This is a genomic window from Thermogladius sp. KZ2Tp1 (assembly GCF_051131135.1).
GTDB lineage: Archaea > Thermoproteota > Thermoprotei_A > Sulfolobales > Desulfurococcaceae > Thermogladius.
In genome coordinates, this window is sequence record NZ_CP151274.1 from 953741 (window position 1) to 976331 (window position 22591).

The following is a 22591-nucleotide window of genomic DNA, read 5'->3' on the forward strand; positions in this document are numbered from 1 at the left end:
GCCACCTGCCAGGCTGTTTGCCTACACTGTGATAAAGTCGGCGGATACTTTAAAACTCAATACTCGAGGTAGAACAAGTAGTCGACGGGTGTCGGGTAAGACCTGAAGGCCTTCGCCTCCCTCTTCTTCAACTCGATGTAAGACTCTAGTAGTTCGCGGTCGAAGACAGGTCGTAGGTACTCGTTGTCCGATTCAAGCTCTTCTAAGGCCTCCTCTAGGCTTCTCGGGAGCACTCTACCACAAGTACTCCAGCCCGCCCCCTCCTCGAACAGGTTGCGCGACGTCGGCTCGCCCGGGGCTATTTTCCTCCTGATGCCGTCTAAACCGGCCATGATGATGGCCGAGATTGAGAGGTAGGGGTTAGACGTGGGGTCGGGCGGCCTGTACTCGACTCTGCCCTGGTGCTGGGCTGGAACCCTTATAGCCGTAGTCCTGTTACCTAGGCCCCAAGACACGTAGACGGGTGCTTCGAAGCCCTCTACGAGCCGCCTGTAGCTGTTGACCGTCGGGTTAGTGAAGGCCGCCAGGCTACCCGCGTGCTCTAGTAGGCCCCCTATGAAGTAGAGCGCTTCATCGCTTAGCGCTCCCCCCTCCTCGAATATGTTGGAGGCGCCCTGCCAAAGGCTTACATGGACGTGCATTCCACTACCGTAGTCGTCTGGAAACGGCTTTGCGAGAAAGACCGGTCTGAACCCCTCTCTATCACCCACTACTCTCGCCGTGTACTTGAAGAGCTGGACGAAGTCGCCGGTTTCTATAGGCGTTCCGGCGGGCGTCGAGACCTCTACTTGCCCTCTAGGCCCGTTCTCCCTGTGGACTTTACTGAAGTAGAGCTCGTTTTTCTCGAGCTCTGCCAGGACACTGCTCAACAGCTTGCCTACTCTGTCCTCTCCGGGAGAGTCGTAGGTCTTGACAAACCATAGCGAGGACTGGGGGTATTCCGCCTCTTCGATTAGTTTAACGTCCAGGCTCTGAGAGACGGGTGTAAGCCTGGACTCCACCGACTCGACGATGTAAAACTCTAGCTCCACGCCTACACGTGCCTCGAGCTCGGCGTCCTTGAGGTACTCGACAAGTCGCTCCGCTACGAGTCTCGGGTCTTTGTTGTATCTCGTGGTCTTGTTCTTGAAGAGCCCAGATATGAAGTGCTTGCCCTCAACGTACCTCGTCACGATAGGCCTACTCGACACAGGCTTTACTAGTAGGTCGCTCTCCTCGACCCTCAGGAAGCCTAGTAGACTAGAGCCGTCGACTATCGTCTCTAAACCCTCTAGAAGCTCCGGGTTCCCGTCTATTCTCAGAGTGACTCTCCTAAGCTTCCCCGCCAAGTCGGTGAACAACAGGTGCGCCAACATCTCTCGGCCACCGTTTAATGGGCCTATTTAAGACTCTGGAAAGTTTAAAAAGTCTAAATGCTAGTTTATGAATGGGATTCCAGGGCTTGAGGAAGAGGCCCGAAAGCTATCCAGGGCTACTCGACGAGGTTGACAAGAAAATATTGGAAATTTTACGGGAGGACTCCAAGCGTAGGTTGAAGGACATCGCTTACGAGCTCGCTAAGCCTGTATCGACGGTCCACGAGAGGGTGGCTAGGCTGGTGAGGGCGGGGGTTATCAGGAGGTTTACTGTAGAGGTCGACTACAGCAAGCTTGGGTACACTGTTAAAGCCCTCATCCTGTTGAACGTGGACGGGAAGCACATACTGGACGTCGAGAGCGACATATCGAGACACCAGAACGTCGAGGCAGTCTACGATATAACGGGCGAGTTCGACGTCGCGGTGATAGCCTCCTTCAAGAGCATCAGCGAGCTAGACGAGTTCGTCAAGTGGCTCCTTAAACACCCCTATATTAAGCAGAGCAGGACTAGCATTATCTTCAGGGTGGCGAAAGAGGAGAAGAGGCTGCCCTTGTGACGGCTAGTCTACTCGCCAAGTGCGAGAGGTGCGGGCGCACCTATGTACACGAGAGGTACCTCGTGTGCCCACACTGCGGAGGGCTCGTGAGACCTGTCTACAAACCTAGGTGGGAGACGCAAGCGGGCGAGGGGGTGTGGAGGTTCTCAAGCCTCCTACCTGGTATCGGGGAGAAGGTGACGCTCGGCGAGGGCTCTACACCCCTTCTTAGGGCTGGAAGAGCTGTAGAAGGAGACCTGGTGGCGTGGTTCAAGGACGAGACTAGGAACCCTACGGGCAGTTTCAGGGACCGTGCGGCTGCCTTGATGGTGAGCGACGCCCTGTCTAGTAAGCAGCGGAGAGTCGTGTTGGCTAGTGACGGGAATACCGGGTCGAGCATAGCTGCCTACTCCGCGAGGGCAGGCCTCTCCGCCACTATATACGTCCCGGAGTGGGTTGAGGAGGAGAAGATCATACTGATGAAGTCGTTTGGGGCCAGGGTGATCGTTGACAATAAGAGCCTGGACGAGCTGCTGGAGTACGTCGAGGAGAGAAGCCGGAAAGAGGGTCTTTACAACGCTTCAAGCACCTTCAACTACTTGTCCGTTCAAGGTTTGAAGACGATCGCCTTCGAGATCTACGAGAAGCTCGGCTCTTCTGTGGAGGCGGTCTACCTGCCACTAGGTAGCGGGCTGACACTACTCTCTCTTTACCTGGGCTTCAAGGAGCTCGTCGAGCTAGGTGTCATGGGAAAGGTCCCGCTCCTCGTGGGGGTTGAGCCCTGTGGTAGACCGCTGTACGCTTCCGCGTTGTATAACGTTTCCCCGTGTGGCGAGGAGCCCCTGCCCGGGCTCAGGTACTACAGGCCGGTCATCTACGAGCACGTGCTGAGGTTGATCGAAGAGAACGGCGATGTCGTGACTGTGACTAGGAAGCAGGCCATCGAGGCCGCCGAGAGGTTGAGCCGCAGCGAGGGCCTCTTCGCCGAGGCCTCTTCCGCGGTGGGGTTCGCCGGCTTCCTGAAGCAGCCGTTAGACAAGAGTGTTGTTTTAGTCACGAGTCACGGGCTTAAGTCCCCGGAGGCATACGCCAGAGCCAGGAGGCTTAAGTTCACAGAGGTCTTCCCCGGGGTGACTAAGAGGCTCATACTCGAGGTGTTAACGAACCACCCCGGGCTTACAGGGTACGAGGTCTGGAAGAAGCTTGGTTTAAACATATCGCCTCAAGCTGTCTACCAGCACTTGAGAGAGCTGGCTTCGAAGGGCCTTGTCAAGGTCGTTGAGGAGGGGGGTAGGAAGAGGTACTACGTGGAAAAGTGACTTAAAGCCCTTCTTAAAGTTTTAACTTTAAAATGTGTGAAGACATAGCGATACCTTGGTGACAGAGAATGAGGAGAGGTCTCGAGGCTGTAGTCTTCACGGTTCTCGTGTACGTAGCCACGGTGGCTCTCCAGATATACCAGCCTGTCACAGGAGGCTACTTCAACTTAGGGGAGTCCATGATCTACCTGGCCGCCCTGACCAGTAGCCCAATAGTAGCGGCGGTAGCGGGCGGCGTCGGTGCCTCTCTAGCCGATCTGACCACAGGGTACGCTATCTTCGCGCCCGCCACCTTTGTCATAAAGTTCGCCGAGGGCTACTTAGCAGGGGTGCTAATAGGGCTCTTCAGGAGAACCAGGCAGAAGGCCGTCGCGGCCGCTAGTGTAGGCGCGGTCTACGCCCTGGGCCTGTACTACGGGGTGTCCTACTGGGCTGGCAGGGTCATGTTGGGGCCCTCTTCGTGGCTCTGGTTCAGCTTGTCGTCTAGCGAGGTGTTCATACCATGGTACGGCTGGCTTCTCGTCACGGTCCTGCTCGGGGCTGTAGTAGTCTACGGTGTGACGAGGTACATAGTGAAGTCCCTCGAGCCCCTCGCCCTGCTTATCGCGGGCTCGTTGATGGTTGCCGGCTACTTCTTCTACGAGTACTTCGTCAGTAATCCCCTTACGGGTAGACCCCCCATCAACGCGCTGTACGAAGTCCCCGTAAACATAGGGCAGGCCGTGTCAGGCGTCATAATCTCTCTACCGGTGGCGGTGTGGCTATATAGGGCAGGTTTCGTGAAACAGAAGTAGTATCCACAGGAAAGGGAACTTTATTGCTCTTAGAGGCCAAGATAGACGAGGCTGGTTACGCCGGAGGTTTTAGAATCAGAGACGTGAGCCTCGAGCTAGACGAGGGGGAGTTGGTAGTCGTAACAGGCAAGTCTGGCTCAGGCAAGACGACCCTGGCAAGGGCTTTGACCAACACTATTACCTTACGTGGAGGCTACCTCCGCGGCGACGTCCACCTACTCGGTAAAAGCGTGAAGGAGTACCAGCCGGGCGAACTGGCGGGAGTGCTAGCCTACATACCCCAGGAGCCCTGGTACGGGATAATAGGCTACACTGTGATGTCGGAGTTCTGCTATACTCAGCTTATCGTGCGAGACAAGTGCGACCTGAAGGCTCTAAACGAGGCTGGTCTCGGAGGCGTGGAGGACTTCATAACGTACGGGCTGAGCGCGGGGCAGACGCAGTTACTGCTGTGGGCTGAAGCGCTTGCCACGGGCGCTAGAGTTATCGTGATGGACGAGCCCCTCGTCTACCTCGACGAGGCCGGCAGGTCGAAAATGAAGAGCCTCGTCCAACAGCAACTTGGTGAGGGAAAGGGGTTTGTAGTCGTGGACCACGACCCACTCTTCTGGGCAGAGCTTAGGCCGAGGTTCGTACTGATGAACGACGGCGTCGTAGAGTACGACGGCTACTCGCTTAGCTGGGCCTGGGAGGTGAAGAGCCCTCGGCTAGGGAGAGGGGGCGGCAGCGGGCTCGCTGTCCGGCTTAAAGACGTGTGGTTCAAGTACCCTGGCTACGGCTGGGTCTTGAGAGGTGTCGACCTAGAGGTCGGCTCCGGCACCCTTACAGCGGTAGTGGGCAGGAACGGCTCTGGGAAAACCACGCTCTTGAAACTAGTGGCTGGGCTCCTGAGACCCAGTAGAGGTAGCGTTGCTGTGAAGGGTAGGCCGATCTACATACCGGAGAACCCATTGGCGTACTTCTCGATGCCCACTCCGTGGGAAGAGCTGGTGTACATGGCGGGCGGTGACGAGGACAGAGCTAGAGAAGTAGCTGATTTGTTCGACCTGAGAGGGGTTGTGGGGAGTAAGCTGGCGGACCTCAGCTCTGGGGAGAGAAGGAGGCTAGCGATCGCATCGGCCTACCTCGGCGGTTTTGACGTATATTTGCTCGACGAGCCGACTGGAGGGCTGGACGTTTTCAACGCCAACAGGGTCGTGGAAGTTGTCGAGAGGCTGGTCGAGGAGGGTAAAACGGTGGTCATCGCGAGTCACGACGATAGGCTCGTGAGGGCCGTCGAGAGGAAAGTAGTAATCGACCGTGGTGTTGTAGTGTGAGCCTTATAGCGACTCTAGTCAACCTAGTCTACCGCGCCCTCTTCTTGAGGGGAGAGGAGGGCTTCAGGCTCTCCTACACGTGGTCTAAGCTACTGTACTTGGCCTCCGGTCTGCTCGTGGTCACCAAGCCGGGTGCCGTCTCGGCGCTCGCCGTGATGGGGTCCACTCTACCTCTCTCCGTTGTCTGGCCAGGGTGGAGCTGGCTCTACAGCGCTCTCGTACTCTCACTTATACCAGCTGCGTGGTTTTCCCTCACGGCTTATGTAAGCGGCTACGTGGGCTTACCTGGCGTAGACGCCGTAGGCGCAGTCGTTGTCCTGGTCAGGTCTCTAGCAGTCTCTCTCCTGATCTTGTTCCTAGCCGCAGCCCTCAGCCCGGTGAAGGTCGCCAACACACTGCTGAGACTACGAGCCCCAGGCTACTACCCTCTGCTCACCTGGCGCACTATACCCTACGGGTTAAGAGTCCTCGTCGACTCCATTCACATAGGCGTCTTGAAGAGGGAGAAGCCCCACAGGAGGCTGGCACCAGCTGTCGCCATAATGTTGGAGTACGGCGGATTCGTCGAGGAGTACAACTGGCTCAAGGTAGGGGGTCGTGTTAAAGGGGTCCTACCAACGAGGAGCTCGGCCGTGCACACCGCTCTTCTCACGGCGGCGTCTCTGGGCCTTGTAGTCCTGTACGTCGTCCTCCCGTGAAAAAAGTGATAAGGGTCTAGTTCCGATCCAAGATTGAGGGTGGGGGCTTGATCACGGTTAAGGTTGACGGGCTCGTGTACTACGTCTGCGACTACTGCCACTCGGTCTACCCTGATATCGACTCGGCTAAGGTGTGCGAGGACTGCTGCTGTCACAACAAGCCCAAGCCGGCAGTCCTCGAGGAGAGGAGGGTGGGGTTCTACAACCCCTACAGCGAGCAGAAGATCGTGTTTGTAGTGAGTAAGCGCCCGCTGATCAGGCTATTCAAGTTCATGAAAGGAAGTGTGAGTGTAGAAAACGTACTGTCGGTATGATAGTACTCGTCATTCGACTCGGCGTTCGGTTCCCTCCCCATCCAGTACTCGTAATAAGGGGTTTGGGAGTTATAAAAACGGCTCTATGAGGTGCTGGAAAGCTCGAAGTATGAGTGGGGCATTCTGAGCAGATTCCACTCGGCTCTCGAGTACTTGGCCTCGTACAGTCTCCTGGCCAGGTCGATCTCCTCTCTGCTCGGTAGGTCGTAGTATGGTTCTAACCCCAGTAGCTCGCTGTAGGACTCGACCACGGCCTTGACCACGTCTGGGACGCCTATCGAGGGGTTCAGGTTCGCCAGGTTCGTGACCCTGTACTTCACGTCGCTGACCTTTTTATCGGCTAGTTTGGCCTTCGAGACCCTGAGCACCCTCGACAGCACCTCTAAGTTGGTATTCAGAAGGAGAGTGCCGTGGAGTAGGTAGGTACCACCCCTGAAACTGCCTGCTGCCCCGGACACTTTGAAGGACTTGTCTCCGCTTGTTACGACAACGTCGTTGACGTTCTCTCGTACAGCAGTGAAGCCCAGCCTTCTCAGGGCCTTCACGAAGCCTTCCAACAGGTAGTCGTAGAGGTAGGAGGTAGACCCCGTCTCGGGGCCCCTCGTGGCGACCGTCCAGAGGAGGCACCCGAGGTCGTGGTACACTGCTCCCCCGCCTGTGAACCTTCTCGCGATACTGATGTTCATCTTCCTCGCATACTCGATGTTCACATCCTCGTCAGCTTTCTGGAAGTAGCCTATAATGACAGCGTTGCTGTGTCTCCAGAACCTCAGCGTCGCGTCGGCGCCGCGCATGACGCTCTGGAATATCGCCTCCTCGAACGCTAGGCTGTAGAACGGGTTGTCCGGGGTCTCGTAGAAAAGGACCCTAAGCCTCCCCATGTACACCCGCCTCCACGAGAGCCCTCTTCAAAGCCGTCTTGAAGTCCTCGGGCGTTGAGCCCGCTAGCTCTACGCCCCGGCTGAAGAACTCGTCTAGCCTAGACGAGACCTCCTCCCAAGACGCCTTAGCCCCCCTGAGTGTAGCCTCCAGCTCGAACAGGGCATCCTCAGGGTATATAAAGAAGTCGCCTGTAATGGTCGCTTCTTCGATTACTCCCTCTACGATCTTTAAACTGACTCTAATCAGCCCCTTCCTGGCCTTGTGCTCGTATACGCCTATCCGCAACTCCGTCTACCGGCTCAATATAGGTTGATCTAGGGATTAAAACTTGGGGGCCTCAGGCGATGGGCTTCCCATACCTCGCCTCCAGGGGCTTACCGTGCTCGGCCAGCTTACCCGCGAGCAGGCCATTTAGGTAGTACGCGGCCTTCCTCCTAGAGAGCACCTGGTTGTTGTTGCCGCAGAACGGGGAGTAGATACACCTAGGGCACCCATCCTCGCAGTTGCAGGACGAGACGATGTCGTGGGCTATCTCCTCGGCCCTCTCGAACCTCTCGAAAAGCAGCCTGGCAAGCCCGCTGCCGCCAGGCGCAGCATCGTAGATCACGATGTCGCCGCTGGGGTAGCTCACCCCACCCATGTCCGTCAAACCGGCGCCGCAGACTATTCTCGCGGCGGAGATCAGGGAGTGCTCAATCGCGTGGAACGCCTCGGCGTGGCCGAGCCTGTCCCACTCCTCGATCGTCGGGTACTTGACCAGGACGGCTTTAGTCGGGTAGGAGTAGCGAAGGGGCGTGTCGAGCCAGTACTTCTCGCCGCCTCTGTCGTCGAAGGCGTTTTTGACAACGTAACCCTCGACAGCGATCTCGAGCTCGACGTTAGCGTAGGTTAGTGGTATGTTTCTCTCGGAGACGCGCTCGTCGAGGACCTCGAAGTCGACCACGTCCACGGTGTACAAGGGCTTAGTGTAGTAGTCCACGTCTTCACCCAGCCTCTTCACGTTAGCGGCCCTCTTCCCGACGTCGACCCCCAGCGAGACGTAGGGCTTGGTTTGAATGAAATAGATCGCACCGGGGTAGAGGTCTAGGAGCGCCTGGGGTAACTCCCTGGACCCCAACACTTCGCCTGTCGCCTCGTCGTAGATCTCGACGAGGGGGCCCCCGCTCCTGATACTGCTGTACTCCTCGAGGAAGCCCATTGCGAGCCTGCGGCGGGGGTAGGCGTAGTAGCCCCTGGTGTACGCGAGCCCCTGTTCTATGAGGAGTTCGACAGCCCTCCTCCAGACGGGTGGGAGGCCGTTTAAGTGCACGCGCCCCCTCTCGAGTAGGTGGGCTATCAGGTGGACCTTTGCGACCTCTATGTTGGAGGGCTCTATGACGGAGGGTGGTATCTCCTGGCTGAAGAACTGGGTCGGGTACCTCTCGTAGTACGAGTCTATGGGGTCGTCGGCCAATATCGTGAAGATGTAGCCGGGTCTCCCCCTCCTACCGGCTCTACCAGCTCTCTGGACGTACTTCGTGAAGCTGGGCGGCGGCGATGACATGACGACGGCGTCGAGGTCACCTATGTCTATTCCGAGCTCTAGAGTAGGCGTGGCCGCGACGGCGAGTACTTCGCCGGATTTCAGCTTTTCTTCAACTCTTCTACGTTCCTCGGGTGGGAGGCCAGCCCTGTGGACTAAGACTTCTGTCCCGAAGCTCCTACCGATCCTTGCCACGAGCTCCGCCATCTGCTGGCTGTCGACGAAGACTATGTGCTTGAGACCCCTCTTTGCGAGTATACTCGATAGGGCCGCCGCTATAGTCCACCTGCTCAAGTAGCCCGTCGAGACAAGGGCGTGTACGGCCCCGCCTCTCCTCCTACTGGGTCCTTTGACGACCACTACGTCGACTCCGAAGATGCTCTCGGCGAACTCCTTGGGGTTGCTGAGAGTGCCTGAAGAGGCTATAAACTGGAGCTGCCCTCCCCTAGCTAGCTTTACTCTGTCCACTATGTACTTCAGGTGCGTGCCGAGCACCCCCTCGTAGACGTGGAGCTCGTCGACAACGAAGAACTTCGCACGGTCGACGAACGACCTGATCGCGGGGCTGCGGACTAGGCCTACGTGTATCATGTCGGGGTTCGTTATAAGTACAGCCGGTGGCTGAGACCTCATCCTCCTCCTGGCCTCGACCGGTGTATCGCCGTCATAGACGCCCGCTGATACTTTACCGAAGACCAAGTACTTGTGGAGCCTCGCTAGCTGGTCTCTGCTCAACGCCTTGGTGGGGTAGGTCACTACGGCTCTCGGCAGGGGTGAAGGGTTGCGGTGGACGTCGACTAGTATGGGTATGAGGAAGGCCTCCGTCTTGCCGGTCCCCGTCCCAGCCACTACCACCGTGTTGAAGCCGTTTAGTATGTTCTCGAAGGCCTCGTACTGGAACTTGTAGAGCCTACTTATGCCTGCCTTGATGAGCGTCCGCCTCAGGTCCTCCGGTAGGTTCAAATCCTCTACGCTTGGACCTGGCTCGGGCTCGACGGACTCCTCCACGTGTTCGTGTACAATGGAGGCTCCGGCGCGGGGGTAGAGCTGTACCAGCTCACTGTTGACCTCCAGTAGGAGCCTGTCTCTTATCATGGGTTGTTACTCGCACTAACTGCTACACAACTAATACCTATACGAGAAAGCCATTTAACTTCACTCCGTGTTTATTATTGGCTGAGATGGTCTCGTTGGGCTTTGACCCCGTGTCCTGGATTAGGAAAGGCGAGGAAATGGGAGCGGACTACGTTGATGTCAGGTACCAGGAGCATACATACGAGTTCATTTTACTAGACAACGGCGTGGTGAGAGAGTCGACCGTTTCCAAGAGCCGGGGCGTCGGCTTCAGGGTGTTTTACAAGGGGTTCGTCGGTTACGCGTCTACGAACGACCTCAACGAGCCCTCTCTGAAAAATGCCCTGGAGCAGGCGCTCAGGATTGCCAGGGCCCTCGAGGGCAGGTCCAGGCCTGCGAGGGTGGCGAGCCGCGGCGTTCACAGGGATAGGGTCGCGAGCGACTACTCGATCGACCCGGTCGACGTAGACGTGTCGGAAAAAGTGGACTTGCTCAAGGCTATTCACGCTACTCTAAGAGAGGAGAGGGCGCTGTCCAGCGTTGTTTTGAGGTACGGTTTCGAAAAAGACAGGAGGGTGATCGCCTCCTCGAGAGGGGACTACGTGGACTTCACGAGGAGGATGGTGGGCGTAGGCGGTGTCCTTGTAGCACAAGCCGAGGGCTCTATGGAGAGGCTCTCTCACGGGGAGTCCAGGGTTGCAGGATGGGAGTTTGTCAAGAACTTCGACTGGGAGAGGCTCTTTAAGGAGAATGCCGAGCTCGTAGTAGGGGCCCTTAAAGCGAAGGCCTTCCCGCCCGGCAAGTACGACGTGGTGCTGGACAACGAGATGGTGGGCCTGCTCATCCACGAGGCCTTCGGCCACGCGTCCGAGGCGGACATAGTGATGTCCGGGGGGAGCGTTCTCGAGAATAAAGTGGGTAGCGTCGTGGCCAGCGAGCTCGTTTCAATAGTTGACGACGGGAGGGTTAGTGGTGGCGTGTACCTGCCGTACGACGACGAGGGGTCTCCCAAGGTAAAGGTCTACCTGATAGAGAAGGGGGTGTTCAGGGGCTACCTCCACAACCTAGAGACAGCGGGCTTCTTCAACGCGAGTCCGACGGGCAACGGGAGGTCCATGACCTATGCTGACAACGTACTCGTGAGACAGACCAACATATACCTCGAGCCGGGGGACTGGGACCCATTCGAGATCGTACAGGACACGAAGAGGGGGGTGTACCTGAAGGGCCGCGGCGCCTCCGGGGGTCAGGTAAACCCCGCGACCGGCTCTTTCACCTTCACGAGCGGCCCTAGCTTCATTATCGAGGGAGGGGAGGTACAGGGGATGATTAGAGGGGTCATGATAGCAGGGAACATCCTGGAGACGCTCCTCAACGTGGACGCTGTCGGCTTAGACCTGGAGGTCAAGACCAGCGTTTTCGGCGGTTGCGGTAAGGGTGGTCAGATGGTCAGGGTGGGCGACGGGGGCCCCCACGTAAGAGTCAGGGGTGTGGCTCTTGGAGGCTAGGCTTGACCCTGAGGCGATCCTGAGAGAAGGGTTGAGGAGAGGGCTGAGCGAGCTCGAGGTCGCGGCCGTCAGCACGGAGAGGGTCACGGTCTCCATCGTCTCGGGCGAGATCAAGCCGGTGTTGTTCAGCGCGAGGACTATTTATGGGTTGAGGGCGGCGATCGGGAGGAGGGTGACCGGGATATCCGTCGGCGACCTGGGTACGAGTTTAGAGGAGGCTTTGCGGGACCTGGAAAGGGCGGTGAGGAGCTCCCCCGAGGACCCCTACTGGCAGGGCTTTCCGCCGAAAATCGATAGAGGGGTCAGGTCCGAGACGTACTCTAAACACTTTGACTACCTGGAGCCGGAAAAGGCCGTCGAGCTGGCTAAGCTGGTAGTGGACAGCGCGGTGGAGCGGGGTCGTGTAGTAGGTGCGGACAGGACTACCGTCATGGAGGGGCTGGTGGAGCTGGCCAGGGTGAACATCAGGGTGGTCAACACGAACGGTGTAGACGTGAGCGAGAGGTGTAGTCTCTTCGGGGCGTACGGGAGCGTGAAGTCGGTGTTCGGCGGGACCGACTCGACGTACGACTTCTCGTTGGGGAGCAGGAGGATAGCTGAAGAAGAGCTCGTGAAGAGAGTGGTAGAGGCTGTTGACTACACCACTCTGTTCCGGGGTCCCGCTACCCCAGAATCCGGCGTGTACCCATTAGTGTTGGCTCCTAGGGTCGCAGCCGAGGTCTTAACGGCAGCTCTTATACCTGCTGTCTCGGGCCTAAACATCGTCGAGGGCAGGAGCCCGTTGAAGGGGAAGATCGGGGTGCCCGTGCTCAACGAGAAGGTCACTGTACGCGACGACCCGACGCTCCCGCTTCACTACGGGTCTAGGAGCTTCGACGACGAAGGTGTTGGCGTCTACTCCAAGACCGTGTTCGACAGGGGGGTCTTCGCGACTCCTCTGACCAACTACTACGTCTCTAAAAGGCTTAACATGGAGTCGACTGGTAACGGCTTCAGGACTCTACCCGGGGCTTCCACGGCCCCGGCTCCAACAAACGTCGTGCTCGAGAATGGTAGCGGGGGCTTAGAGGAGTTCACCAGGGAGTTGAAGAGGGGTATCGTGGTCTACTCGACTATAGGTAGCTGGATGAGCAACTTCGTCTCGGGGCAGGTCTACTTCACAGTCACTCACGGGCTACTCGTAGACGGCGGGAGAGTAAGGCCCGTCAAATCGTTTGTCGTGGCGGGGAACATATACGAGTGGCTGGGCGGCAAGCTCGTCGAGGTGGGGTCGGACGCGGAGGTAAACTCCAACTACGTAACCCCCAGCTTGTACATCGCTGAGGCCAAGGTGTCCGGCGGCTAGTCGACGTACCTGACGTTCCTCGCTCTGTAGGGCTCGAGGCGGACCTCGCCCCCGTCTGTTTTCAAGACCAGCCTACCTTGCTCGTCAACGTCCTCCACAACGCCTTCAATGGTGCCCTCGTCGGTCTCCGCCTTTACCCTCCTACCTAGCGTCTCCAGCCTGCTGGTGTACTCGTGCATTATCGTCTCGGGCCTCCTAGCGTAGTGCTCGATTCTAGATATCAGGCTCGTTAAAACGGACAGGACCTTGTTCCTCGCCACGAGTTCGCCCGTGACATTCTTGAGGGACTCGGCGGTGGGTAGAGGAGGCTCGTTGTTCACGTTGATCCCTATCCCCACGTAGAGTACTATGTCCTCGCCTATCGACTCCGCCTCGAGGAGTACCCCGGACACCTTCCTCCCCTTGAAAGTTATGTCGTTCGGCCACTTCACGTTGAACGTTGTATTGCTGGCCTTCTCAAGGGACTCGATCACGTACAGGGGGATAGCCAGGGAAGATATCGACGCGGCCCTTGGTGAGACCCTCAGTTTGTAGGTGACCCAGAGGCCGCCCAAGGAGCTTACCCAGCTCTTACCAAACCTCCCCCTCCCAGACAGCTGGTACTCCGCAACGACTATGCTCCAGGGGTTGAGGTGCCTGGCCGCCGCCATGGTCGAACCCGTGACCACCCTGTACTGGAGCATCCAGCCCCACGGTTTGAAAGTCCTCGGGTTGTCCCCACTGAACCACGATACTCTACTCCCCTCTAGCCTGATGATGTAGTTCCTCGACAGCTTCTCGACAAGCCTCAGGACTTCTTCCCCCTCGAGCCCCAGCTCGCCCGACAGCTCGTTTAATCCGACGCTCCTCTTCGCGCTTAGCAGGTCTAGTAGCAGAAGCTCGGCTATACCTGGCTGCTCACTCATAGGTCTCCAACTCCGCCAACCTCTTCGTGACATGGTCTACCTTGAGTATGTGTGGTAAGTCGGGGTAGTGCCGCGCCAGGAACAAGTAGAGGTTGTAGAAGGGTGCGCCGGGCCTCCCAGGCTCGAGGTCTACAATGCCAAGCCTCCAGAGCGTGGAGAGCAGTGCTAGGAATAGGCTCCGTATACGCTCCATCTCGTTTGCCGCGTCGTACTCGTATGGCATGTACTCTGAGAGTATCCCGGGGTTCAGCTCGCTGTACTTCTCCAGCACGCTCCTGTCCTTCTTTATGACGGGGCACATCAGGCTGAGCCCGTACTCAACTGTGGCGTAGACGACTCGGTTGTAGGAGTCGATGTTGTACTTCACCTGTCTCGGTATGTAGGGGAAACTGCGGCATATGAGTGGTTTGTAGACGTTCTGTATCCTGCAGAGGTTTTCCGCGAGAAAAGGGCACTTCCCGTCAACCAAGTCCATCACGTAGCTGAAGGCCAGGTTGTAGCCCGATACCCTGTCGTACATGTAGTACCCGTTGTAGCTCTTGTAAGGCAGACCGAGCGCCTCCGCCAGTTCCCTGAGAATAACGTCTTCGTGAGGCAGTAGGCTTACGGGGCTCGCCCGGCAGCAGTCGCCGCAGAGGGTGCAGACGAACCTCATGTACTACCCCTTACACGGTCGCGTAGTAGCCTGGCAGCTTCTCTCTGTAGAGCATCTTGATCCTCTCTACACCGTCAACGCTCTTAATAATGTCGACAACGGGCGGCGGGACCAACTGCTCCCACTCACTCCTCCCCTCGGCTATGAGCCTCCTTATGATACTACCCCTGTAGTTCTCCCTCGCCAGCCTGGGAGGCTCCACCACCGTATACCCCTCCTCCATGAATACCCTCTGTATGACGGGGTTCAACGTCACGACGTGCTTGAACGGGGGGCTGTAGAGCTTGACGTAGTGCACGGCAACTCTGCTGACCTCTAGTGTCGGGAGCGTTACTGTAATTAACTTGTCTAGCGGTAGACCACTCCACTTCAGGCTCTCCCTGATCATCAGGACCCTCTCGCCCGCCGTGAAGGGGTTCTCCGGCGTGTGGCTCTGGCTGGCCATCCCAACTACGACCACGACCTCGCCAAACCTCTCGTAGCAGAACTTTAGCGCGTTCAAGTGACCGTAGTGGAACGGCTGGAACCTGGCTATCATCAGGCATCGGTCGTCGGTCAACAAGCACCCCATAGGAGTATGTCTCGAGGAGTTATTAAAAACCTGTAAAAACGTATCGGGGTTCAGGAACTACCGTTAAGGTAGGACGACTTGGACAGGGTAGGTCTTGCCGCTCGCAGTGTGTAGCTTGATCTCGACCTGCTGCCCTGACGAGAAGCTCAGCGCGGAGCTCGTCCCCAAGGGTATGAACAACTGTATTGTAGTGCTATTACCTGGCGAGAGAGTCAGTGGCAGATTTCCGGTCAAGGTTACCTTAGCATTGGTGACCGTTACGGTACCGGTAACAGAAGTTAAAGTAATCGCATCATATGGTATCCCGTTCACGAAGACCTGGTCTATCGTAGCCGTGGTCGTCCCCGCGTTCTTTACTGTGAGTGTTATACTCCAGCCCTGCCCGGGTGTTGTGGTCGCAAGCGCGTACGAGTTGACTATCTGGAGGTTCTCGGTGCCTGTAAAGCCTCCGACCAGGCCTGTCATCCAGAGGGCTACAGCGATCGCGACGGCTATGGTCACCGCAACAATAATAACTGTAGCTATGACTGGGTCGATCGCCCTCATTATTTCACCGTCAAATAATTACTTAACAGTCTATAATTAAAAGCTTACTGTATCTTATCGTAAGGTTTAAACCGACTCGATCAACTCGGGCCTGGGCTGTGGGGAAACAGGGGGGCCCTCCCGCGTCCTGCCCAAGTTGTTGTAGCGGGCGTTCCACTGCTCGGGTTTAAAGCGCTTGAAAGACATAGTTGGCTACTTGGGGTTGGATCTCGTCGCAGGTGTATGATTCGTGCTGGAGGTCTATATCAAGGCGTACGGGGTTCTCGGGGACTACGTCAGGGAGGGACGGTACACTTTCAAGGAGGGGGTCACCGTGCGGGAGTTGGTGGAAACCCTTGTCCCCCTCGAGGTGAGGAGGAGGTTTAGCATCGTCGTCTTCGTGAACGACGAGCCGGCACCCGAGTCGCGCGTGGTCTACAACGGAGACAGGGTAGTGTTATTGCCACCTTCCTCGGGTGGTTGACGTTGATCGTGAGAGCCGAGCTAGTTGAAGGGGACATAGCAGGCAGGCTCAAGAGTATCCTGGAGGAGGTGAGTAAGACGGCGGTGGACAAGGAAGTCGGCGGAGTAGAGGTATTCATGGGGGTCGTCAAGGGGAGGGTCGGCGGGTTCAAGGTCGAGAAGCTGGTCTATACGGCTTACAAGGAGGTCGCCGAGAGGGTGCTCGAGAGGATCGCACGAGAGGAGGCGGAGAAGAACAGCCTAGAGGCCGTGGTCATCCTCCACAGGCTGGGAGAGGTGAGGCCCGGCGAGGCAACAGTCGTCATCGTCGCGGCCGGGAGAGGGAGGGACGAGGTCAACAGAGCTACGAGGGTTATCATAGACAGGGTGAAGAAAGAGGCCCCGATATTCAAGCTCGAGGTGAGGGAGGACGGCGAGTACTGGATTATCGGCGACGAGACTAGGGTGAAGAGGGCGAGGTCTTGACCTTACTGACCACTCTTATGTACTCTATCCTGGTGTCCGGGTACTGGCCCTCCGCGTCTTTCTCGTACTTCTTCACCATGTCCCATACGTTGAGGAGGCCTACCGCGACGCCCGTCAGCGCCTCCATCTCGACGCCCGTCTGAGCAACCGTCTTCACCTTCACCGTCAACCTGAGCTCGTCGTCTGACGGGAAGTCGAAGCTGGTCTCTACGTGAGTGACAGGGATAGGGTGGCATAACGGGAGGAGCTCGCTGGTCTTTTTCACAGCCATAGCAACAGCCGCCCTGGTCACCTCGAGCACGTCTCCTTTCTCTACCTTGCCCTCCTTGATCAACCTGAGCGTCTCGGGTTTAAGCCTTATGACGCCCTCGGCAGCAGCCTCCCTGTAGACTGGCTTCTTCTCGGTGATGTCCACCATACTCAAGGCGGTCACCCCTTGACTACCTTGAAGTAGGGTTCCCTCAGGCTATTAGCTCTCTTGAACGCCTCGACCAGCCCGTGGAAGTCCCTGGATAGGATGTAGGGCCTCGCGTCGACGAGGTTGTCGTTCCTGAAGAGGCACGGCTTGATCTTCCCGTCTGGGGTGAACCTAATCCTGGTACACCTAGCACACAGCTCGGGGTTACAGAAGCCTTTAATAAGTGTGACCTTCACGCCGTTGTCGAGGTGGTAGACTGGCCTGCTCTGGAACTCCTTGACCTCGACCTTGACCGCCCTCTTCTCTAGGTACCCCTCGACCTCCCTCAACTCGACGTGTATCCTCTTGTACAGTTCGGCGTCGACTCCGAGCGGGATCAGCTCGATCATGTTTATCTCCAGCCCTCTCTTCGACGCGAACTCGACTAGGTCCGCGACCTCGTCCTTGTTCCACGTCAGTACTACGAAGTCGAGCTTCAGCCTGGTCCCGTACTGTAGCGCGGCCTCGATACCCTGGAGAACCCGCTTGAGGTCCCCGCCTGTTATAGCCTTGAACACGTCTTCCCTCAGGGAGTGCAGGCTCACGTTCACGTGGTCAACTCCGGCCTCGGCGAGCCCTTTAGCGTACTTGTCGAGCAGGCTACCGTTCGTTGTTATCGAGGTGCTCAGCCCGTTCCCCGCGATCTCCCTAACGATCTCCACTATGTCTCTACGGACTAGCGGCTCCCCACCGGTCAGCTTAGCGTCCCTTATACCGAGGTAGCTCGCGACGTTCGCCACGAAGCCCCAGTCTTCTGCCCCCAGCTCGCTCTCGCTTTCGTAGTTTAGAAGGCCCTCTCTATGGCAGAAAACGCACCTGTGGTTGCACTTCTCGGTGACGCTGATCCTAAGGCTCGTGAGAGGCCTACCAAACCTGTCTACGAGCATCGAAAACCACTAGGTCTACTTTAGCCGAATACGGCTATTTCCCTTATAAGCTCCCCCCTCGCGAACCTGCCAGGGGATAGTCTCTCGAACTCGGGGACGAGTGGCCTCTCCCCGAGTATGTACGACGCTAGGGCCTCGCCGACGGCAGGAGCCATCATAAACCCGTGCCCACTAAAGCCTGCGGCGACGTAGACCCCTTCGAGGCCCTCCACGGGGCCTATTACGGGGTGGTGGTCGGGCGTCATGTCGTAGTACCCCGTCCAGTACCTCAGCACGTAGACCTCCCTAAGCCAGGGGAAGTAAGATGTCCACACTCTCGCAGCCTTCCTGAGGAACTCGAGCTTCACCTTCGCCACCGTGTCGTAGACCTCGGGTATGTCGGCGCCAATGTAGAAGTTGCCGTTGAACAGCTGGACGATGTAGGATGAGGTGGCCCAGTCTATGATCAGGGGCTTGAAGACTGGTCTAAACGCCTCCGTGACTAGGGCGTGCTTGGGGAGGTTCCTAATCGGCAGGTCGACGCCCAAGGTCTCGAGCAACCTCTTACTCCCGTCCCCGGCAGCCACCAGGACGTTTTCAGCCCTAAGGGAGCCGATGTTCGTCTCGACGACGAGCCCCCCTCCTTCGCGCGCTATCTTTCTAGCCTCTACACCCCACTTGACCTCGACCCCCCTGGCTAGGAGGTGTGTCAGCGTGTTCGTCACGCTGTCGAAACAGCTGGCCTTCCCTGCTATGGGGTCGTAGACAGCGGCGACGACGCTAGACGTGTTTATCGTGGGGGCCAGCTCCCTCACCTCCTCGGGTGTTACGAGCCTGGTAGGGACGCCCAGGCTGTTCTGGAACTTCACCGCCTCTCTGAAGAACTCGACGTCCCTGTCCCTCGTGAGGAGCCACAGGTAACCGTCTCTCGAGTACTTTATCCCGAGCTCTTTAGACAGCTTCGGCCACAGGTCTACGGCCCTGAGCATCACTTTAATGTGCTCTCTACTAGTGAAGCTCGCCCTAACGCCCGTAGCGCACCTGAAGCTACCGCCCGACCCCGGGTACTTCCTGTCTATGACGAGAATGTCGCTGAAGCCCCTGTCGACCAGGAACTTGGCCGTCATGAGCCCTGTCACGCCCGCACCTACTACGATCAGCCGCCTAGCCACTCTTACCACCCGCGAAGAACTTTAACTGAACCGGGGTTATCGGGGGCCTGCTAACCGGGAGGGGCACCTCGGATACGGGGACCCCCTTCTTTCTCGCGAGGACGGATGCGACGAGCAGTAGGCAGCCAGAGCCCTGGCAGGGTCCCATACCGATCCTCAGCTTCCTCTTCAAGAGTTCGAGGTCCGTCAACCCCTCTTCTATGGCCTTCTCGACGTCGTAGAGTGTTACGTCCTCACACCTGCACACGATCACCTTCTTCGCGTCAAGCACGGTTCTTCACCACCTTAACAGCCCTCACGTGGAGCCACATATCGCGCGGGACGCGCACCGTGACGGCCCACGTCGAGTCGTAGGACCACGCCTTGACTACCTCCCCCTCGCCTACAACCTTTCCCTCTCTGTCGAGCAAGAGGCACTTGTCCCCTTTCGCTGGCGGCGGGCTCATCTCGTAGGGGAGTGTGAGGAGCGCGTCTCCGCCGCGGAGGTCGACCACGAATATCGCTAGCCCGGGGCACTTTACGACGCAGACACCGCACCCTATGCACTTGTACTCGTCCAGCCTAGGGCGAGAGTAGAGAGTCTCCTTCCTGATAGCGTTGAATGGGCATGCGGATACGCATATGTTGCAGGGGACTTCCTCCGGGCACTCTATTATAGCAACCGGTTTCTTCTTCACTCTCTCCTCGGGCGGTATGATGCCCAGCCTAGCCAGCTCCTCGAAGGACAGTACTCCGGTCCTCCGGAAGCTCAACCCGCCCCCCTCCTCAATTCCTCCATCTCCCCCTCGCTCAGCGTCACCGACAGCTTACCTCTCCTCGCCCTCTCGAGCACAGGGCTCATCCTGTACACGTTCCACAAGTAGTGCAGCACCTCCGCCCTCCCCCCGTCTGCCAACCCCTCCTTCTCAAGAATCGATTGGGCCGCCAGCTCTCCCTCGAGGAAAGCCGCTGTAGCCTCTTCGACACCGGACAAGTCGCCGGCCACGTATACACCCGGTATCGAGGTCTCCATGCTCCAGGTCCTCACGGGGACCAGACCTCCGAGCTCGGGGACGTGCTTTACTACAGCCCCCATCTGGCCGAGCAGAGCATAGCTCGGCTGGAGCCCGACGGCCAGCAGGACTAGGTCGACGTCGTACGCCTCTTCGGTCCCGGGTATTGGGTTGTAGCCCCCGTCGACTGCCACGGACACGGCCTTCTCCACTCTATCGTGCCCCTCCACCCTCAGCAGAGTACGCCTCGTTTTGATGGGGACGCCGTGTCTCCTGATCTTTGCTGCGTGGACGAACCACCCGCCGATCTCGTCCCTGAGCTCCAGTATGGTCTTCACGTCCACGCCTGCCTGGAGTAGCTGGTAGGCGACTATTAACCCCACGTTGCCGCTCCCGACGACGATGGCTCTGTCCCCCGGCCTAATACCGTACTCGTTCATTAGCGTCTGGGCACCCCCTGCTCCCATTACTCCTGGGAGGTCGTTGTTTTCGAACAACGCGAGTCTCTCCGAGGCGCCGGTGGCGACGATCGTGTACTTCGACTTGATCAGGTAGTGTCTGGGCTCGCCGGTGACCGTCGCTGCGCCGAGGTAGCCCTCGGCGAAGAACCCGTAGACCCTTGTTGAGGTTAGGACCTTCATGTTCGAGCTAGCGCGAACCTTCTCCGCGAGTAGCTCGCCGATCCTGAACCCCCTCACGCCACCGTAGTACGCCGTGTCTCCGAAGAACCTGTGCGTCTGCTTAACCAGCTGCCCGCCGAGCTTGAAGTGCTCCTCCACGAGTACAACCTTTAGCCCGTGTCCGGCGAGCGTCAGCGCTGCCTGGAGACCGGCCGGGCCGCTACCAACAACTACGGCATCGGCCTCGATCTCCTCCTCGGAGACGTCGCTGTGTGTTTCCGAGGGGATCTCGGGCAGCCCGCTCTGGGTCTCGACGACGAGACCATCCCTCACGGGCTCGATGCAGATCCTGGTATTCGGGACACCGTTGACTCTGGCTAGGCAGCTCGAGCACTTGCCTATCATACAGAAAGCGCCGCGAGGCCTACCGGTCTTACTGTAAGAGAAGACCCTGTAGCCCAGAGCGTAGAGACTCGCTAGAACGCTCTCGCCCTCGTAACCCTCAACCTCTACGCCGTTGAAGCGGAACTTGACAACTCTACCACGCCTGAACTTTAGGATAGGGTGTTCCTCTATCCTGTAGCCCCTCAACAACCACCCCCCGGGTCAGCTATCGGCTCTCGGTAAACATGCTTATACCTGTACATAGGATATTGGAGCGACCGTAAAGTAAATAAGCGTTATTACGCCCATAGCTGGGCTTGAGCTCCATCCACCCGAAGGAGAGACGACGCAGCGCGCACCGTGTTGCGTGTGGTGGTTGCGACGCACTTCTACGCACTTACTGGGAGGAGTCAACGAGTTTTCTTCTTGATCCAGGTGGTCTCTAGCCCCTTGTCCTGCAGTATTATACCCTGCCTCATGAGCTCGCTCCTGATCCTGTCGGCGAGGTCGTACAACTTCAGACTCCTCAGCTCGCGCCGGACGTCTACTATTAGCCTCACCAGCGAGTCCACTTCCTCCTCTGCCGACGTCTCGGCCTCCTCTACAAGGGACAGGACCGCGTTAGCCTCCCTGAACAGTTTCTTGGCGATCGACACCAGCATGTGGACGGGCCTGTAGGCCAGCTCTCTATTCACGAAGCTCATAAGCTCGTTGACGGCGGCGAGCATTTCAGGGGTGTTAAAGTCGTTTGACAGAGACTCGTGGAACCTGTTGCGGAGTTCGAGGAGCTTCCTGGCTTGTGCTATGTCCTCGTCTCTCACGTAGTGTCTGTCGACGGCCTCTCTCTCCAGCCTCGTCAACAGGCTCCACGTGTTCACGAACCTCTCGTGGAACCTCTTAGACTGCTCGAGCGCCTCCTCAGAGAAGACCAGCGGCTTCCTGTAGTGGGAAGACAAGTACCAGACTCTCAGCGCCAGCCCCCACTTGTCAAAGGCCTCCTTCAAAGGCACTATGTTGCCCAGGCTCTTGCTCATCTTGTCGCTGCCGACCATCACCAAACCCGTGTGCATCCAGATACTCACCCACCTGCCGCCGTAGTACGCCTCGCTCTGGGCCCTCTCGTTCTCGTGGTGTGGGAATATCAGGTCTGTCCCGCCACCGTGTATATCGAACCGGCCCCCTAGGTACCTAGAGCTCATCACGCTACACTCTATGTGCCACCCCGGCCTACCCTTACCCCATGGGCTCTCCCAGTACGGCTCCCCTGGCTTGCTCGCTTTCCACAGCGCGAAGTCGTAGGGCTTCTTCTTCTCGCCGAGAAACTCGGGTTCTTGGCTCCACAGCTCCTTGCTGGCTCTCCCCGAGAGCCTCCCGTAGTCTGGGTACTTGTCGACCTCGAAGTACACGCTACCGCTCGGTGCGACGTAGGCGTAGCCCTTGTCTATTAATACTTGTATGAACTCTATGATCTCCCTTATGTGGTCAGTTACTCTGGGGTGGTGGTCTATTGTTACCTTCAGCTTGGAGAGGCCCTCCAAGTAGTCCCTCGTGTACTCGTCGACGACCTCTCTCCAGTCTCTCCCCTCGCTCTGGGCCCTCCTGATGATCTTGTCGTCTATGTCGGTGATGTTCATGACGTGTATGACATTGTAGCCTCTAAGCGATAGGTACTTCTTCAAGGCGTCGTACACGACGTACGTCCTGCCGTGCCCTATGTGCGTATAGTCGTACACTGTAGGGCCGCAGACGTACATCTTGACAGTGCTCTCTTCAACGGGTCTGAGGACTTCCAACTCCTTGCTCAGCGTGTTGTAGAGCCTTACCTCCATA

General features: G+C 57.9%; 25 protein-coding genes. 10 read left to right on the forward strand and 15 right to left on the reverse strand.

What is annotated here, in order from left to right:
* Positions 1-56: 56 nt before the first annotated feature.
* Positions 57-1355, reverse strand: coding sequence for a glutamine synthetase family protein (locus tag WLZ34_RS05305; protein WP_434731024.1), 1299 nt, complete (start codon positions 1353-1355; stop codon positions 57-59).
* Between the two features lie 71 nt (positions 1356-1426).
* Between WLZ34_RS05305 and WLZ34_RS05310 the strand changes: the two genes are divergently transcribed.
* The 6 genes from WLZ34_RS05310 (at position 1427) to WLZ34_RS05335 (ending at position 6335) form a co-directional block, all read left to right on the forward strand.
* Entirely contained in the window at positions 1427-1915 is a 489-nt protein-coding gene (locus tag WLZ34_RS05310) for an Lrp/AsnC family transcriptional regulator (protein ID WP_434731025.1), read from the forward strand.
* Complete coding sequence (locus WLZ34_RS05315) at positions 1912-3213, forward strand: pyridoxal-phosphate dependent enzyme (RefSeq protein ID WP_434731026.1); 1302 nt, start codon at positions 1912-1914, stop codon at positions 3211-3213. Before WLZ34_RS05310 ends, WLZ34_RS05315 begins: the two co-directional genes overlap by 4 nt.
* Before the next feature lie 68 nt (positions 3214-3281).
* Positions 3282-4007, forward strand: a complete 726-nt coding sequence (locus WLZ34_RS05320) for an ECF transporter S component (protein WP_434731027.1) — start codon at positions 3282-3284, stop codon at positions 4005-4007.
* Between the two features lie 23 nt (positions 4008-4030).
* Positions 4031-5323 (forward strand): ATP-binding cassette domain-containing protein, encoded by a 1293-nt coding sequence (locus WLZ34_RS05325; RefSeq protein WP_434731028.1) that lies wholly within the window; start codon positions 4031-4033, stop codon positions 5321-5323.
* The gene (locus WLZ34_RS05330) at positions 5320-6021 is read left to right on the forward strand and encodes a hypothetical protein (RefSeq protein ID WP_434731029.1); all 702 of its coding nucleotides are present in this window, start codon (positions 5320-5322) and stop codon (positions 6019-6021) included. The genes WLZ34_RS05325 and WLZ34_RS05330 overlap by 4 nt, the downstream gene beginning before the upstream one ends.
* Before the next feature lie 47 nt (positions 6022-6068).
* Positions 6069-6335, forward strand: coding sequence for a hypothetical protein (locus tag WLZ34_RS05335; protein WP_428726677.1), 267 nt, complete (start codon positions 6069-6071; stop codon positions 6333-6335).
* Positions 6336-6418: 83 nt separating this feature from the next.
* On the opposite strand, the gene WLZ34_RS05340 is transcribed toward WLZ34_RS05335, so the two are convergent.
* Genes WLZ34_RS05340 through WLZ34_RS05350 form a run of 3 tightly spaced genes read right to left on the reverse strand, consistent with a single transcriptional unit; the run spans position 6419 to position 9834 of the window.
* Positions 6419-7216 (reverse strand): lipoate--protein ligase family protein, encoded by a 798-nt coding sequence (locus WLZ34_RS05340; RefSeq protein WP_434731030.1) that lies wholly within the window; start codon positions 7214-7216, stop codon positions 6419-6421.
* Positions 7203-7502, reverse strand: coding sequence for a lipoate protein ligase C-terminal domain-containing protein (locus WLZ34_RS05345; protein WP_434731031.1), 300 nt, complete (start codon positions 7500-7502; stop codon positions 7203-7205). Before WLZ34_RS05345 ends, WLZ34_RS05340 begins: the two co-directional genes overlap by 14 nt.
* 52 nt (positions 7503-7554) lie before the next feature.
* A complete protein-coding gene (locus WLZ34_RS05350) occupies positions 7555-9834 on the reverse strand; it encodes a DEAD/DEAH box helicase (RefSeq protein ID WP_434731032.1) in 2280 nt (759 codons plus the stop codon).
* Positions 9835-9920: 86 nt separating this feature from the next.
* Between WLZ34_RS05350 and WLZ34_RS05355 the strand changes: the two genes are divergently transcribed.
* Both WLZ34_RS05355 and WLZ34_RS05360 read left to right on the forward strand, forming a co-directional pair.
* Positions 9921-11321: a TldD/PmbA family protein gene (locus tag WLZ34_RS05355; protein ID WP_434731033.1), complete on the forward strand. Its 1401-nt coding sequence runs from the start codon at positions 9921-9923 to the stop codon at positions 11319-11321.
* Complete coding sequence (locus WLZ34_RS05360; protein ID WP_434731034.1) at positions 11311-12666, forward strand: TldD/PmbA family protein; 1356 nt, start codon at positions 11311-11313, stop codon at positions 12664-12666. Before WLZ34_RS05355 ends, WLZ34_RS05360 begins: the two co-directional genes overlap by 11 nt.
* Here the strand turns inward: WLZ34_RS05360 and WLZ34_RS05365 are convergent.
* From WLZ34_RS05365 to WLZ34_RS05380, 4 genes are all read right to left on the reverse strand, one after another.
* Positions 12663-13571: a biotin--[acetyl-CoA-carboxylase] ligase gene (locus WLZ34_RS05365; protein WP_434731035.1), complete on the reverse strand. Its 909-nt coding sequence runs from the start codon at positions 13569-13571 to the stop codon at positions 12663-12665. The genes WLZ34_RS05360 and WLZ34_RS05365 overlap by 4 nt on opposite strands.
* Positions 13564-14226: a YkgJ family cysteine cluster protein gene (locus WLZ34_RS05370; protein WP_434731036.1), complete on the reverse strand. Its 663-nt coding sequence runs from the start codon at positions 14224-14226 to the stop codon at positions 13564-13566. Before WLZ34_RS05370 ends, WLZ34_RS05365 begins: the two co-directional genes overlap by 8 nt.
* A 10-nt stretch (positions 14227-14236) precedes the next feature.
* Positions 14237-14797 carry a nicotinamide-nucleotide adenylyltransferase gene (locus WLZ34_RS05375; protein ID WP_434731037.1) on the reverse strand — a complete coding sequence of 187 codons (561 nt, stop codon included), beginning with the start codon at positions 14795-14797 and terminating at the stop codon, positions 14237-14239.
* A gap of 63 nt (positions 14798-14860) precedes the next feature.
* Positions 14861-15343, reverse strand: a complete 483-nt coding sequence (locus tag WLZ34_RS05380) for a DUF4352 domain-containing protein (protein WP_434731038.1) — start codon at positions 15341-15343, stop codon at positions 14861-14863.
* 229 nt (positions 15344-15572) lie between these two features.
* Between WLZ34_RS05380 and WLZ34_RS05385 the strand changes: the two genes are divergently transcribed.
* Positions 15573-15806, forward strand: a complete 234-nt coding sequence (locus WLZ34_RS05385; protein ID WP_434731039.1) for a MoaD/ThiS family protein — start codon at positions 15573-15575, stop codon at positions 15804-15806.
* A gap of 8 nt (positions 15807-15814) precedes the next feature.
* Entirely contained in the window at positions 15815-16270 is a 456-nt protein-coding gene (locus WLZ34_RS05390) for a molybdenum cofactor biosynthesis protein MoaE (RefSeq protein WP_434731945.1), read from the forward strand.
* Here WLZ34_RS05390 and moaC read toward each other — a convergent pair.
* The 7 genes from moaC to cysS form a co-directional block, all read right to left on the reverse strand.
* On the reverse strand, positions 16245-16688 hold the full coding sequence (moaC, locus tag WLZ34_RS05395; RefSeq protein ID WP_434731946.1) for a cyclic pyranopterin monophosphate synthase MoaC: 444 nt from the start codon (positions 16686-16688) through the stop codon (positions 16245-16247). The two genes, WLZ34_RS05390 and moaC, sit on opposite strands and share 26 nt — an antisense overlap.
* A gap of 11 nt (positions 16689-16699) precedes the next feature.
* The gene (gene moaA, locus WLZ34_RS05400) at positions 16700-17614 is read right to left on the reverse strand and encodes a GTP 3',8-cyclase MoaA (protein ID WP_434731040.1); all 915 of its coding nucleotides are present in this window, start codon (positions 17612-17614) and stop codon (positions 16700-16702) included.
* A 20-nt stretch (positions 17615-17634) separates the two neighbouring features.
* Positions 17635-18765 carry an NAD(P)/FAD-dependent oxidoreductase gene (locus tag WLZ34_RS05405; RefSeq protein ID WP_434731041.1) on the reverse strand — a complete coding sequence of 377 codons (1131 nt, stop codon included), beginning with the start codon at positions 18763-18765 and terminating at the stop codon, positions 17635-17637.
* Positions 18758-19036, reverse strand: coding sequence for a (2Fe-2S)-binding protein (locus tag WLZ34_RS05410; protein WP_428724834.1), 279 nt, complete (start codon positions 19034-19036; stop codon positions 18758-18760). Before WLZ34_RS05410 ends, WLZ34_RS05405 begins: the two co-directional genes overlap by 8 nt.
* Positions 19029-19517 carry a 4Fe-4S binding protein gene (locus WLZ34_RS05415; protein WP_434731042.1) on the reverse strand — a complete coding sequence of 163 codons (489 nt, stop codon included), beginning with the start codon at positions 19515-19517 and terminating at the stop codon, positions 19029-19031. The genes WLZ34_RS05410 and WLZ34_RS05415 overlap by 8 nt, the downstream gene beginning before the upstream one ends.
* On the reverse strand, positions 19514-20968 hold the full coding sequence (locus WLZ34_RS05420) for an FAD-dependent oxidoreductase (RefSeq protein ID WP_434731043.1): 1455 nt from the start codon (positions 20966-20968) through the stop codon (positions 19514-19516). Before WLZ34_RS05420 ends, WLZ34_RS05415 begins: the two co-directional genes overlap by 4 nt.
* A gap of 203 nt (positions 20969-21171) precedes the next feature.
* Complete coding sequence (gene cysS, locus WLZ34_RS05425; protein WP_434731044.1) at positions 21172-22590, reverse strand: cysteine--tRNA ligase; 1419 nt, start codon at positions 22588-22590, stop codon at positions 21172-21174.
* Position 22591 lies beyond the last annotated feature (1 nt).

Coding starts and splice junctions, on each gene's coding strand:
- WLZ34_RS05305 (WP_434731024.1), bottom strand. CDS start 1,355: ATGTTGGCGCACCTGTTGTTCACCGACTTGGCGGGGAAGCTTAGGAGA.
- WLZ34_RS05310 (WP_434731025.1), top strand. CDS start 1,427: ATGGGATTCCAGGGCTTGAGGAAGAGGCCCGAAAGCTATCCAGGGCTA.
- WLZ34_RS05320 (WP_434731027.1), top strand. CDS start 3,282: ATGAGGAGAGGTCTCGAGGCTGTAGTCTTCACGGTTCTCGTGTACGTA.
- WLZ34_RS05340 (WP_434731030.1), bottom strand. CDS start 7,216: ATGGGGAGGCTTAGGGTCCTTTTCTACGAGACCCCGGACAACCCGTTC.
- WLZ34_RS05350 (WP_434731032.1), bottom strand. CDS start 9,834: ATGATAAGAGACAGGCTCCTACTGGAGGTCAACAGTGAGCTGGTACAG.
- WLZ34_RS05355 (WP_434731033.1), top strand. CDS start 9,921: ATGGTCTCGTTGGGCTTTGACCCCGTGTCCTGGATTAGGAAAGGCGAG.
- WLZ34_RS05365 (WP_434731035.1), bottom strand. CDS start 13,571: ATGAGTGAGCAGCCAGGTATAGCCGAGCTTCTGCTACTAGACCTGCTA.
- WLZ34_RS05370 (WP_434731036.1), bottom strand. CDS start 14,226: ATGAGGTTCGTCTGCACCCTCTGCGGCGACTGCTGCCGGGCGAGCCCC.
- WLZ34_RS05375 (WP_434731037.1), bottom strand. CDS start 14,797: ATGGGGTGCTTGTTGACCGACGACCGATGCCTGATGATAGCCAGGTTC.
- WLZ34_RS05380 (WP_434731038.1), bottom strand. CDS start 15,343: ATGAGGGCGATCGACCCAGTCATAGCTACAGTTATTATTGTTGCGGTG.
- moaC (WP_434731946.1), bottom strand. CDS start 16,688: ATGGTGGACATCACCGAGAAGAAGCCAGTCTACAGGGAGGCTGCTGCC.
- moaA (WP_434731040.1), bottom strand. CDS start 17,614: ATGCTCGTAGACAGGTTTGGTAGGCCTCTCACGAGCCTTAGGATCAGC.
- cysS (WP_434731044.1), bottom strand. CDS start 22,590: ATGGAGGTAAGGCTCTACAACACGCTGAGCAAGGAGTTGGAAGTCCTC.